The sequence below is a fragment of the Streptacidiphilus anmyonensis genome, assembly GCF_000787855.1.
Classification (GTDB): Bacteria; Actinomycetota; Actinomycetes; order Streptomycetales; family Streptomycetaceae; genus Streptacidiphilus; species Streptacidiphilus anmyonensis.
Genome location: NZ_BBPQ01000003.1, coordinates 57,104 through 69,851, shown reverse-complemented (window position 1 = coordinate 69,851; position 12,748 = coordinate 57,104). Strand labels below are relative to the sequence as shown.

At 75.2% G+C, this 12,748-nt stretch carries 7 protein-coding genes; 1 reads left to right on the top strand and 6 read right to left on the bottom strand.

From position 1 onward, the window contains the following. The 5 genes from TR50_RS05215 to TR50_RS05195 all read right to left on the bottom strand — a co-directional run. Window positions 1-507, bottom strand: a 507-nt coding sequence (locus TR50_RS05215) for a DoxX family protein (protein ID WP_042415440.1), incomplete at its 3' end; no start/stop codon positions are given. A gap of 22 nt (window positions 508-529) precedes the next feature. Further along, the gene (locus TR50_RS05210; protein ID WP_042414911.1) at window positions 530-2,416 is read right to left on the bottom strand and encodes an amidohydrolase; all 1,887 of its coding nucleotides are present in this window, start codon (window positions 2,414-2,416) and stop codon (window positions 530-532) included. A gap of 124 nt (window positions 2,417-2,540) precedes the next feature. After that, the gene (locus TR50_RS05205; RefSeq protein ID WP_042414893.1) at window positions 2,541-5,057 is read right to left on the bottom strand and encodes an AAA family ATPase; all 2,517 of its coding nucleotides are present in this window, start codon (window positions 5,055-5,057) and stop codon (window positions 2,541-2,543) included. A gap of 123 nt (window positions 5,058-5,180) precedes the next feature. Continuing rightward, window positions 5,181-5,981: an alpha/beta hydrolase gene (locus TR50_RS05200; RefSeq protein WP_042414890.1), complete on the bottom strand. Its 801-nt coding sequence runs from the start codon at window positions 5,979-5,981 to the stop codon at window positions 5,181-5,183. A 103-nt stretch (window positions 5,982-6,084) separates the two neighbouring features. Then, the gene (locus TR50_RS05195) at window positions 6,085-6,864 is read right to left on the bottom strand and encodes an SDR family NAD(P)-dependent oxidoreductase (RefSeq protein WP_042414888.1); all 780 of its coding nucleotides are present in this window, start codon (window positions 6,862-6,864) and stop codon (window positions 6,085-6,087) included. Between the two features lie 165 nt (window positions 6,865-7,029). On the opposite strand from TR50_RS05195, the gene TR50_RS05190 reads away from it, so the two are divergent. After that, the gene (locus TR50_RS05190; RefSeq protein WP_052440749.1) at window positions 7,030-9,786 is read left to right on the top strand and encodes an AAA family ATPase; all 2,757 of its coding nucleotides are present in this window, start codon (window positions 7,030-7,032) and stop codon (window positions 9,784-9,786) included. Window positions 9,787-9,914: 128 nt separating this feature from the next. On the opposite strand, the gene TR50_RS05185 is transcribed toward TR50_RS05190, so the two are convergent. Next, the gene (locus TR50_RS05185) at window positions 9,915-12,728 is read right to left on the bottom strand and encodes a helix-turn-helix transcriptional regulator (RefSeq protein ID WP_052440748.1); all 2,814 of its coding nucleotides are present in this window, start codon (window positions 12,726-12,728) and stop codon (window positions 9,915-9,917) included. Window positions 12,729-12,748 lie beyond the last annotated feature (20 nt).

The window sequence follows — 12,748 nt, the reverse complement described above, 5'->3', positions numbered from 1 at the left end:
GGGTTCGGCGGGTCCGGCGACCGCCTGCCCACGGTGCAGGGCGAGGCGGGTGAGCAGGCCCGCGAGCAGACCGACGGCGACGGCGGCGGCTCCGGCCGTGACCGGCCAGACGGCGTGGCCGAGGACCCGGTCGACGGACCAGCCGCCTGGTCCGGTGAAGGCCAGTGCCGCGGGGACCGCGACCAGGTATCCCGGGTACTCGTAGCCGTCGTGCGGGGCCCAGGGCCCGTGGGCCCACTTCACGGTGACGGCGACGGTCATCACGCCGACCGCCGTTGCCGCGGCGAGCGGGGTGAGCGCGCCGAGCGCGAACAGGCTCCCGCTGAGCAGCTGACCAAGGCCCGCGGCCAGGGCCGTGGCCGCGCCGCCGCGGAACCCGTCGTCGCGGAACTCCGCGACGCCTCCGGCGAGCCCGGTTCCCCCGAGGCGGAAGCTGGTCTTCTGGAGTCCGTGCGCCGCCAGCAGCAGGCCGGTGACCACGCGCAGGAGGAGGAGCCCCAGATTCATGTCCCGCTCACCTCCTGCGGGCTCAGAGGAAGCACGCGTCGACGGGGGCGGGCGGCGCGCCGTCCGGCAACAGGCCGCCCGCGACACGCCAGCGGCGGTGCAGCTCGGACTCGGCGGCCGCCTCGCGCACGGTCTCGGCCTGACGCGCGCCGCTCCCCCGCTCGTGCGCGGCCCGCTGGTAGCGGCCGTAGTGGGCCACCGGGCTCCACGCGGGCTCCACCGCGGGGCGCGGGGCGGCCAGTCCCTCGAACTCACCGACCGCGTGCACGATCCTGCCGCCGGCGACCGTCAACGCCGCCTCGATCGACGGGATCTCGTCCTCGTCGACGGTGAAGTAGTCGCGGGTGAGCACGGCGAAGTCGGCGTAGCAGCCCGGACGCAGCACGCCCTTGACGTCCTGTTCGCCGGTGAGCCGGGCGCCGGCCTCGGTGTACATCGCGAGGGCGGTGACCCGGTCGACGCGGTTCGGCCGCGAGCGCAGCAGCACACCGCCCACGTTGCGGCCGGACACCAGCCAGTGCAGGGCCACCCACGGGTTGTACGTCGAGACCCGGGTCGCGTCCGTGCCCGCCGCGACGGTGAGGCCACGCTCCAGCATCGCCCCGAGCGGCGGGGCGGCGGAGGCGGCGCCCGCGCCGTAGCGGTCGCGGAAGGTCTCGCCCTGGTAGGCGAGTCGGTGCTGGACCCCGATCGCGCCGCCCAGGGCGCGCACCCGGTCCAGGCTCTCCGGCGAGACCGTCTCGGCGTGGTCGAACAGCCAGCGGTTGCCGCCGGGGAAGAGCCCCTCGGCGGCGAGCTTCTCGAAGACGGCCAGGTCGCGCCGGATCGTCTCGTCGTAGGTGGCGTGCAGTCGAAAACCCCAGCCGCTCTCCATGAGCAGACGCACGGCCTTCTCGAACTGCTCCTCGTACAGACCGAGTTCGGGCCGAGGCTGGGCGAAGTTCTCGAAGTCGGCGGCGGCCCAGGTGAGGTTCTCCCCCGCGCCGTTCAGGCGCAGCCACGCGTCGCCGTCCTGAGGACGGACCATGCCGATCCAGCGGCGCAGGTCCTCGACCTCCTGGCCGAGCGTCTGCGGGAAGAGGTGGTAGGCGATGCGGACTGTCAGCTCCCCGGCGTCGTGCAGATCGGTCACCGCCTGGTACCCGCTGGGGAATGCCTGGAAGCCGCCTGCGGCGTCGATCAGCGAGGTGAGCCCGAACCGGTTCAGTTCGAGGAGGAACTGACGGGTCGACTCCCGCTGTCCGTGCGGGTCCAGGACGGGCGCCTTGGCGAGGGTGGAGTAGAGCAGCAGCGCGCCGGGCGAGGCGAGCAGCATGCCGGTCGGCTCTCCGTCGTGTCCGCGCACGATCCGGCCGCCGACAGGGTCGGGCGTGTCGCGGGTGATGCCGGCGGCGCGCAGCGCCGCACGGTTGAGCACGGCGGCCTGGTAGAGGTGGGTCACCATGACAGGCGTGTCCGGAGCCGCCGCGTTGAGCTCCGCAGGGGTCGGCATCCGGTGCTCGGCCACGCTCTCCACGCTCCAACCGCCCGCCACGCGCACCCACTGCCCGGTGGGAGTGCGGGCAGCCTGCTCGCGCAGCATGGCCAGCCCCTGACGCAGCGTCGGCACGCCGTCCCAGCGCAGCTCGAGGACGTAGTGGAGACCGCCGCGCACCACGTGGTTGTGCGAGTCGTTGAGTCCGGGGACCATGCGCCGTCCGAGCGCGTCGACGACGACGGTGCGGGGGCCGATCAGCGCGGCCACGTCCGCGTCGTCGCCGACCGCGACCAGGCGGCCGTCCACCGCGGCGAGGGCGGTGGCCGAGGGACGCGAGCGGTCCCCGGTGTGGATCCGGGCGTTGCGTACGACGAGGTCGGCGGGGTGGGCGGGCGTTGCGGCCGGGAGGCCCGCCACGGGCATGGACGTCATGTCGTCTCCGCTGGTTGGAGGTTGGGGCAGCTCGCGGCCCGCTCCCCGGGCCGCTCGCTTCCAGCCTGGCGACGGCGCCCTGCGGCGGCTTCGGTCAGGTGACTGCGCCGGACGCCCGGAGCGCTCAGCGCAGGGCGTCGATCTCGGCCTGCGCGCGGCCTGTCCAGACGACGGCGCCGAGGTCGGCGAAGCCTCTCCGCGCCGCCTCCAGGGCGGTTCGCGCCGCCGCCCGCTCCCCGGTGCGCCGCAGCCACGCGCCGTATGCCAGGTCCAGCCGCGCCGCCATCCAGGGCCAGCGGTCCAGATCCTGGGCCAGGGCGGCCTCGAAGAGCGTTCCAGCCTCGGCCTCGTCCGCCAGTACCGCGCGAGCATAGGGCAGTTGGACGGCGAGGAGGGGCGCGGGGGTGATCCGGGCCTGGTCCTCCAGGCGGCGCAGGACGGCCCGCCCCTGGGCGATCCTGCCGGCCCGCACGGCCGACTCGGCGAACAGTGCGACACCGTCGAAGCTCTGCCGCGGGTGGTATCCGGCGGAAGCCGGGTCGAACAGCGCGAGGTACTCGCCGAAGGCGGCCTGGTCGTCCCCTTCGGCGGTCCCAGCCAGGCCCCTGGCCAATCCGACACAGGAGAGGAGGCAGGTCAACCTTCGGGAGCGAGCCGGGATTTCGGCCTGAGCTGCGGCGCGTCGCGCCGCCTCGGCGTCGCCGCGGAGCCCGCACACCTGGGCGTGGCAGACCGTGGTGCCGCTGGTCCACACCGGCTGGCCCGTCTCCTCGGCCAGCCGTAAGCCCTCGGCGACGGCGGCCTCGGCAGCGTCCCAGTGGCCGAGCACGCAGCGCACCGTCACCTGGATGCTGAGCACGTGGGCGAGCAGCCCGATCCGGCCTTGTCGGCGCAGCAGGAGCTCGGCCCGGTCGAGCATGTCGGCGGCCTTCACCTCATGACCGACGGCGTGCGCGGCCATGCCGAGCAGACGCAGGCTCGCCGGGTCGTCGAACCGCACCGGGTCCAGGCGGTCCAGCTGCCCGCACACGTACCGGCCCCGCAGCACGGGCTCGCCGACCGCGAGCGCGGCCAGCCAGCGTGGGTCTTCGCCGACCCACGTACCCGCGCCGACCAGGGCGTCGGCCGTGTCGACGACGGACGCGCGTGCCTCCGGGCCCGTCTCGGCCCACCAGCAGCGAAGCGCGGCGCCGAGCAGCAGGTTCAGAGCGAGGTCGTGGTCGCCCGCGGCAGCCGCCCGCCGAGCGGTCGTGCAGAGCTCCAGGACCCGGAGGGCGTCCCCGGGTACCCCGTCGCTGAAGATCTCCCGCAGCCATTGGCCGCGCGCCCGGTCCAGTTCGTCGACGACCAACGTCATCGCCTCGGCGACGAGGCGTTCGACGAGTTCCCCGCGTCCGAGGTCGAAAGCGAGCTCGGCTGCCCGAAGCAGTCGCCTGCCGCGAGCGGGCCGGCTGGTGGTCAACGTGGCGGCGCGCTCCAGGGCCTCCACCGCGGAGAGCACCGCGCCGCGGCCGAGGACGGACTCGGCCGCCTGCGCGAGCAGGTCGGCCGCCGCGTCGTCGTGTCCCGCGACGCCGCCCGCCCGGTGCCAGGCGAGCCGGAACGGCTCGCGCACCACCTGGGCGAGTGCCCGGTGGGCGTGCCGGCGGCGTACCGCGGCCTCGCCGCGCAGGACGCCGGAGCGGACCAACGGGTGCCGGAACCGGAGTTCTCCCTCGCCGACCCGCACCAGCCGGGCCCGGACCGCCGCCGCGACGTCCTCCTCGGTCACGGTCAGGCCGGTCAGCAGCGAGGCGGCAGCGCGGATCTCCTCCAGATCGCCGCAGCTGTCGACGGCTGCCACGAGCAGCACGTCGCGTGCGCCGGCGGGCAGGTCGGCGCCCCGGCTGCCGAAGGCACGTTCGAGCCGCGCCGAGAGGCCGTCGCACCCTCCGTCCTCCCCGGGGTCGACGGCGAGTTCCCGCAGCGCCAGCGGGTTGCCGTCGGCCTGCTGCAGCAGCAGCCGCTCGCGCTCCGGGCCGAGCAGGGCGCCGCGGCTCCGCAGCATGAGCCGTGACGCCTCGTCGGTCAGCCGGTCGACGGTGCGCAGCTCGGCCAGGGCTTCAGGGCCGAAGGCCGGTGGCCCGGGGCGCTGGGTGGCCACGATCCGGAGCCCGAGGTCTCGGGCGCGCCCGGCCAGGAAGCCGAGCACCTCGCGGCTGGGCGGATCCACCCACTGGATGTCGTCAACCAGCAAGGTCACCGGACGCAGGGCCGCGGCGCGCCGCAGGAGCAGCGCGGCACCGCGGTTGATCAGCGCGAGTTCGACCGGCCCGGTGCTCTCCGACTCCCCGAACGCGAGGCTGAGCGCCTCCCGTTCCGGCTCCCGGAGCGGTGGCCCGTGACGCCTCACCCGGCGCAGCATCCGGTGCAGACCGGCGAAGGGCAGCCGGGCCTCCGCCTCCACCCCGACGGTGGCCATGACCTGGTCCCCGGCGGCCGTGGCGAACCGGCGCGCCGCGTCCAGCAGCGCCGTCTTGCCGATCCCGGGCTCCCCCGCGAGGACGAACACCGCGCCCGCGGACCGGCGCGGTGACGCCCACAGGCGTCGCAGGGCGGCCAGTTCGGGCGCACGCCCCACGAGCTCCGTCGCCTCCGACATGTCCGTCCTCCCGGCCCGCGCTTCCACGCCGGCGACGCTAACCGGCCGGCAGCGCGGGGACTTGAGTACGTTGACTGCATATGGTCGGGCGGCGCCCGGGGTGGGCGCGGGCGGCGGGCAGCCTCAGAAGCCGCGTTCGGCCAGCCAGTCCAGGGACGCCTCGGCGACCTCGCGCCACCCGCTGTCGATGGTGAGCGAGTGCCCCCGGTCCGCGAACTCGATCAGGTCGGTCACGGCCTCGGAGCCCCGGTACTGCTTCAGTGTCGCCTTGGTGATGGCCTCCGGCACGGTGTGGTCCCGGCCACCCATGACGAGCAGCAGCGGCCCGCGTCCGTCGTTGCCGGTGTCGACCTTCGCCGGGGAGTGCGGAGAGAAGTTGGCCGCAGCCGCCTCGAACAGCGGCCGGCCCGGGGCCGGGATCGTCCATCGCTCGTGGAGCTGGGCGGACTCCTCCTCGCTGACCGCGTTGCCGAAGGCGAAGCGGAACTGCTCGGCGGTGAGCGAGACAGCCCGGTGCTTGTTGGCCGGGTTGCGGAACACCGGGAGGGTGGCCCGCAGGGAGGAGAGCGGCAGCGGCAGCACGCCCTTGATCTGCGCGGCGTCGACCGCCACCGCGGCCGCCGCCCGGTCCTGTCCGAGCAGCTTCTCGGCGATCATTCCGCCGAAGGAATGCCCGACCAGGATCGGCGGCTCCGGCAACTCGTCGATGATCCGGGCGTAGTGGTCGACGACGTCGTCGATCCCCTGGTCGGCGATGCTCTCGGGATCGGCTCGCGCCAGCTCGACGGTCGCGGCGACGCCGGGCCAGCCGGGCGCCAGGGCCTCGTAGCCGCGCTCGCGGAACAGCCCCACCCAGGGCGCCCACGAGTCCGGGTGCAACCACAGACCGTGGATGAAGACGACGGGACGTGCGGACACACTCATGTCAGGCCTTTCTCTTGCTCGGTCGGGGTGCCAGACTCCGGGCACGGCGCCGCGGCCGGCTTCCGTCAACCGACTGAGCGCCGCGCACCGGCAGCCGTCCGGATCACCAGGTCGGCACGAACCCGCCGTCGATGCGCAGGTCGCTGCCGGCGATGTTCGCGGCCCGGTCGCTCGCCAGGAACACCACCAGGTCGGCGATCTCCGCGGGACGGGAGAAGCGGCCCGTCACTGTGGCGGAGGCGGCCTGCGCCAGCACCTCGTCCGGGCGCAGCCCGGCGGCGGCCGAGACGGTCTCGGCAACACCGCCGCCCCCGAGCCACAGATCGGTCTCGACGGGCCCGGGGCTGACGCTGTTCACCCGGATGCCGCGCGGCCCGAACTCCTTCGACAGGGCTTTGGTGAAGTTCACCAGGGCGGCCTTGGCGGCGCTGTAGTCGACGACCGTCGGGTCCGGCAGTTCGGCGTTGACCGACCCGACGGTGACGATCGCGCCGCGGCCCGCCTCCAGCATGCGCGGCAGCACCGCACGGGTCACCGAGACGGCGGCGAACAGGTTCAGATCGACCGTGCTCCGCCACTGCGCGTCCGTCACACTGAGGAACCCGCCCGGCCTGGCGGGGGCCGAGCCCACGTTGTTGACCAGGATGTCGATCCGCTCGCCGGCCGCCTCGACCAAGTGCTCGGCGCTGCCGGCGGCGGTGAGATCCACCGGGACCCAGCGCGCCGCGCCGGACTTCACCAGCACGTCCAGCCCGGCGGAGGCGGTGCGTGCGGCCGCGACCACCTCGGCGCCCGCGCGGGCCAGCGCCTCGGCGACGGCCAGGCCGATGCCTTTGCTCGCGCCGGTGACCACGGCGGTCCGGCCGGAAAGCTCCCCTGTCATGTGTGCCTCCTCAAGGTGTCGTCGACTTCCTTCTTGCACCGTAGGCGCGCCGCCGCGCTCCGGCTTGAGTCGGACGACTGCTCTTTCGCCTGGTCAGCCGCCGGGGCAGCCAGGAGGCGGCTGACCGTATGCTGTGCGGACCGCTGGTGATCGAGGGGCCCGACCGTGCACGCTGCCGCAGTTCCCGGCCCCCTGCTGGGCCGTGAGGAGGAGTTCGCCCGGATCCGACGGATCTGGGACAGGCTTCCCGGTCGGGGTGCCTGCATCCGGCTGAGCGGCGCGCCAGGCATCGGCAAGACGGCACTGCTGCGGGCCTGCGCCGACGAGGGACGCCGGCGGGGATTCCAGGTGCTGCGCGCTGTGGGCACCCACGCGGAGGAGAGCCTGCCGTTCGCCACCCTGCACCAGCTGCTGCGCCCGCTGTTGACGGGCGCCGACGGCCTCCCGACGGCCCAGCGGAACGCACTCCTCGCGGCCTTCGGCATGGCAGAACCGCTGCAGCCGGTGGAACCGGCGTGGGTGGGCCTCGCGGCCCTGGAGCTGCTCTCCGACAGCGCGGACGGCCGCCCGGTGGTCGCAATCGTCGACGACTTCCAGTGGGCCGACCCGGCCAGCCGGGAGGTCGTCGAGTTCGTCGCGCGCCGGGTCGCCGCCGAGCCGATCCTGCTGCTGCTGTCGACGCGGGAGGCCGCTCCGGCCGGGGGTGGCGGGCAGGACGCCTGGACGCGCCTACCGCTCGGTCCGCTCGACCGTGCCGCGGCGGAGGAGCTGCTCGCCGCCGGCGCGCCGTCGCTGAGCGAGGGCGAGCGCGAGCGTCTGCTGGTCCTCGCCCAGGGCAACCCGCTGGCCTTGCGCGAGCTGCCGGGCACGGTGACGGATCCGGGCACCAGCGGCCCGCTCGCTCTGCCGGAGCGGCTGAAACACGCGTTCGCGGGGCGCCTCGACGAGTGCGGCCCCGCGGCTCGCGCTCTGCTGCTGGTGGCCGCGCTTCAGGACGGCGCTTCACTCGACGAGTCGGAGCGGGCGGTCCGACAGCTGACCGGGAGACAGGTGACGGCCGACGAACGCGCCGACGCGCTGCGTTCGGGTCTGGTCGAGTTCGCGGACGACCACATGTACTTCCGGCACCCTCTGATGCGTTCGGCCGTCGTGGCCGCGGCCGCCCCGAGCGCGGTCTCCGCCGCCCACGCGGCCCTGGCCGAGGCTCTCGCCGACGACGCGGACCGGTCCAGCTGGCACCGGGCCGCCTCGGCGCAGCGGCCGGACGAGCAGGTGGCCGCGGCGCTCCAGGCGTCCGCGGACCGCGCCCTGACGCGCGGCGCACCGGCCGTCGCCCAGCGGTATCTGGAGCGTTCGGCGCAGCTGACGCCCCATGAGCCGACGGCCGGCCACCGGCTGCTGCGCGCCGCGGAGGTCGCGTTCGAGCTCGGTCGGCCGGACACCGTCCGCGCCCTCATCGACCGGGTCCGCTCCGCCACGCTCGCGCCCGAGGACACCGGCCGACTGGTGGCCCTGGAGACGGCCTTCGACGACGGGGCCCCCGGCGGCACGGCCCTGATCCGCCGTCTGGAGATCGCCGCCCGCGACGCGGTCGACTCCGAAGACCCGGACCTCGCGGCGAACCTGCTGGTCAGAGCGGCCCGCGCCTGCTACTGGGGCGCGGTGGGCGATGCCGCGCTGCTGGGCGGGCTCCGAGCCGTCGCCGACCGGGTCGCACTCGATCCCCGTGACCCGCGGCCGGTCCTCGTCGACGCCTTCCTCTCCCCGTTCGCCAAGGGGGCCGCGATCGTGGCGCACCTCGACGGCGCGGGGGCGGCCGACGCGCTGGAGCCGGCCCTGATCGGCCCGTTGGCGATGGCCGGCTTCGTCAGCGGTTCCTTCGAGCACACGGTGCCGCTCACGCTGGCGGCCGAGGGCGGGCTGCGCCGGCAGGGGCGGCTGGCGGCCCTCACCCAGGTCCTGGTGCTGCGTGCCTTCGCCGCCCTGTACCTGGGTCAGTGGGAGCACACCGGCGCCGCCTCCGACGAGGCGCTGCGCTTCGCCGAGGAGACCGGACAGACCACCTGGGCGGCCTGCGCGCGGCTTGGTCTGGCCAATCTGGCAGGGATCCGCGGGCGACAGCGCCTGGCGATGCGGCTGCTCAGTGAGGTCCAGGAGGCCGTGGTGGTCAGCGGGAACGTCGCCGTCGGCAACGGCATGGCGCTCACCCGCGGCCTCACCGCCCTCGGCCAGGGGGACCAAGGGCTCGCCTTCGAGGAGTTCGGCAGGATGCTCGACCCGGCCTCGGCCGTCTACCAGGAACCCCAGTGCGCCTGGGCGCTGGACTACTACGCGGAGGCGGCACACGGCGTCGGCCGGGAACAGGAGGGCCGCCGGGCCCTGCGCCACATCGAGCAGCTGACGCAGGGAACCACCGCGGGCGGGGTGCTGCGCTCGCTCGCCCTGGCCCGGGTGTGGCTGGCCGACGAGGACGAGGCCCCGGACTGCTTCGAGGCGGCCCGGCTGCGCTGCGAGCACAGCTCGCCCTGGTACCGGGCCCGGCTCGATCTCGCCGAGGGAACGTGGCTGCGCCGACGGCGGCGTATCACCGAGAGCCGGCAGCTGCTACAGGCCGCGCAGCGCTCCTTCGACCGCCTGGACGCCCCCGCGTGGGCGTCCAGGGCCCGACGCGAGCTGGCCGCGACCGGCCTCTCGGTGGAGCGCCAAGGCCCTGGCCGTTGGGCGGCCCTGACGCCCCAGGAGCTGGAGATCGCCCGTCTCGCCGGGCAGGGCCTGTCGAACCGGGAGATCGGCGAGCGCCTCTACCTCTCGCACCGGACCGTCGGCTCGCACCTGTACCGGCTCTTCCCGAAGCTCGGCGTGCAGAACCGCAGTCAGCTGGCGGCCGCCCTGGCCGAGCCGGAGTCGCCGGACGCCGCCTGAGCCGGGCCGGGCGACCGGCGGCCCGCGCAAGCGGCGGTGTGGCCGCCCGCAGGCCGGAGGCTGCCCGGGTGGGTCGGGCTCGGGGCGGACCTGGCCGCCGGTCGGCGCCGTGCCGGGACGTCCTGCTCCTACAACTGCCGCAGCGCCTGTGCGATCTGACTGCGTGAGGTGATTCCGAGCTTGGGGAAGACGCGGTACAGGTGGGAGCCCACGGTGCGTGGGGACAGATAGAGCTGCTCGCCGATCTCCCGGTTGGACAGACCCGCCGCCGCCAGGCGCGCGATCTGGAGCTCCTGCGCGGTCAGCGGCGCTCTCCCCGCCTCGCCGCGTGCCGCCGTCCGCTCGCCCGCCGCCCGCAGTTCGGCCCGGGTGTACTCGGCCCAGGGCCGCGCGCCGATCACCTCGAACGTGGCCAGCGCCGTCCGCAGCGGGCTGCGCGACTCCGCGCTGCGCCGCCGGCGCCGCAGCCAGCCGCCGTAGGCGAGTTCGAGGCGGGCGCGGGGCCAGGGCCAGCGGGTGAGGTCGGCCGCGAACGCCTCCGCGAACCTGGCCTCCACCTCCTCGTCGTCGGCGAGCACGGCGTGCGCGTACCGGAGGTTGACCTGGGCGAGCGTGGCCGGCTGCGGGCCGTAGCCGCGTTGCGCCGCGTCGACGACCGCCCGGGCTTCGGCGTTCCGCCCGAGCCCGGCGGCGGCGTCCGCGAGGAATCCGAGCGCGCCATAGCTCTCGCGCTGGTGCCAGTAGCGTGACGCCGGGTCCAGCACGGTGAGCAGCGCCTGGTACGCCTCCTCGGGCCGCCCGGCGATCAGCAGCGCGATGCCGCGCGCCAGTTGGGCGCAGGCGAGCAGGTCGTTGATGCCCGAGCCGGACAGCTGCCGCTCGACCTCGTCGGCGAGTCGCAGCGCGGTCTCGGCGTCCCCCTGCATGGCTGCGACACGCGCGTCCCCGACCAGGGTGCCGGCGGACCAGATGGGCTGCCCGGTGTCGACCGCCAGGCGGTGCCCCTCCTCGGCGGCCTGGGCGGCGAGCCGCCAGTCCCCGAGTTCCGTCCGGGTCTGGACCTGCATGCCGAGAACGTGCGGCAGCAGACCGAGCCGCCCCTGGGCGCGCAGCCGGCTCTCCGCCCGGTCCAGGAACGAGGCGGCCAGCGGGGTCTCCCCGACAGCGTGCGCCGCCATGCCGAGGAGCCGCAGCTCGGCGGCGTCGACGGAGGGCGCCAGCCTGTCCGCGGCCCGGAGCAGCGCGAGCCGCACCTCGGGAGCGAGCCGGACCGGTTCCGCCACCGCGAGAGTGGCGAGGTACCGCGCGTCGTCGGCCACGCCGTCCAACTCCCGGGCAGCGGTCACCACCGCGGTGCGGGCCTCCTGACCGGTCTCCGCCCACCAGCAGCGCAGGGCCGCACCCAGCAGCAGGTTGAGCGACAGCGACACGTCGCCCGCGACCGCCGAGCGGCGGGCCGTCCGGCACAGTTCGAGCACGGGGGCCGGGTCGCCCGGTACGCCGTCCTCGAAGATCCCCTGGAGCCAGGCCGTCCGGGCCCGTTCCAGCTCGGGCAGGTCCTCCCGGTCGGCCTCCGCCAGCAGGCGCCGGACCAGGTCCGCGCGCCCCAGCCCGAATCCGTGCTCGGCCGCGAGCAGGAGCCGCCGGGACGCCTCGGCCGGGTCGGGCGAGAGCTGTGCGGCCCGCTCCAGCATCCGGATCGCCTCCAGGGCCGAGCCCCGTTGCAGGGCCTGCACGTGGTAGGTCTCCAGTTGCCCGGCGACCTGCTCGTCGTGCCCGTCCAGGGCGAGCGCGCGGTGCCAGACGGCTCGGTAGGGGTCGTCGGCGAGAACCCGGGCGAGTGCGGCGTGCGCGGCGCGGAGCCGGGCGGGCGTGGCCGCCTGGAGTACGCCGGAGCGCACGAGCGGGTGGCGGAACCGCACGCGCAGGTCGTCGAAGCGCAGCAGTCCGGTCTCGGCGGCGGGTTCGAGGTCGTCCACCGTCAGCTCACGGCCCGCGAGCGCGGAGGCGGCGGTGACGACCTCGGCCACCTCGTCGCCGGAGTCGACCGCGGCCACGAGCACAACGTCGCGGGTGGCCGACGGGAGCTCCGCCAGACGCCCGACGAAGGCCCGCTCCAGGCGGGCGCTCAGCGGCGGCTCGTCGCCGGCCGGTCCCGGCGCCCCCGCGGCCGTCCACTCGATCGTGCGCCCGTCCGTCCGACCGTCCGTCCACCTGTCCGCCAGTTCCACGAGGGCCAGCGGATTCCCGCGGGCCGCGCGGAGGATGCCGTCCCTCGCGGCCGGGTCCAGACCGCCGTGCAGCCGGGCGACCACGAGCCCCGCCTCGGCATCGGAGAGCGTGTCGAGGTCGAGGCGGGGCAGGTCTGCGGGGACCGGGCGCTCTCCGGCCCGGGTGCGGGAGGTCGCCAGCAGGACGACGGGGTCGTAGCCCAGGCGTCGGGCGACGAAGGCCAGTGCGTCGGCGCTGGACTGGTCCAGCCAGTGCAGGTCGTCGACGGCCACCAGCAGCGGGGCCTGCTCGGCCGCCTCCGCGAGCAGGTCCAGCGTCGCGAGGGCGACCAGGAAGGGCTGCGGCGCGGGCCCCTCCCGCAGACCGAGCGCGATGAGCAGGGCGCGTTCCTGTGTCGCCGGCAGCCGGTCCGCGTGGTCGAGCACCCCGGCGAGCAGGCGGCGGAGGCCCTCGAAGGGCGCGTCCGCCGCCGTCTCGCTGCCCGAGACCCGCAGCACCCGGAAGCCACGCCGGAGCGCCTCCTCCTGGGCGGCGACGAGAATACTCGTCTTGCCGATGCCGGGCTCCCCTGCCAGGACCAGGGCGCCTCCGCCCTCGGCCGCCAGCAGCGAACTCACGGCCTGGAGTTCGGTCTCCCTGCCGATGAGCGGGCTGGATCCCAGCCCTGCCGGGTCCGCCGCACCTTGGACCCGTCCGACCGATTCGCGCATGAAATGATCATACGGGGAAT

Coding starts and splice junctions, on each gene's coding strand:
- TR50_RS05210 (WP_042414911.1), bottom strand. CDS start 2,416: ATGACGTCCATGCCCGTGGCGGGCCTCCCGGCCGCAACGCCCGCCCAC.
- TR50_RS05205 (WP_042414893.1), bottom strand. CDS start 5,057: ATGTCGGAGGCGACGGAGCTCGTGGGGCGTGCGCCCGAACTGGCCGCC.
- TR50_RS05200 (WP_042414890.1), bottom strand. CDS start 5,981: ATGAGTGTGTCCGCACGTCCCGTCGTCTTCATCCACGGTCTGTGGTTG.
- TR50_RS05195 (WP_042414888.1), bottom strand. CDS start 6,864: ATGACAGGGGAGCTTTCCGGCCGGACCGCCGTGGTCACCGGCGCGAGC.
- TR50_RS05185 (WP_052440748.1), bottom strand. CDS start 12,728: ATGCGCGAATCGGTCGGACGGGTCCAAGGTGCGGCGGACCCGGCAGGG.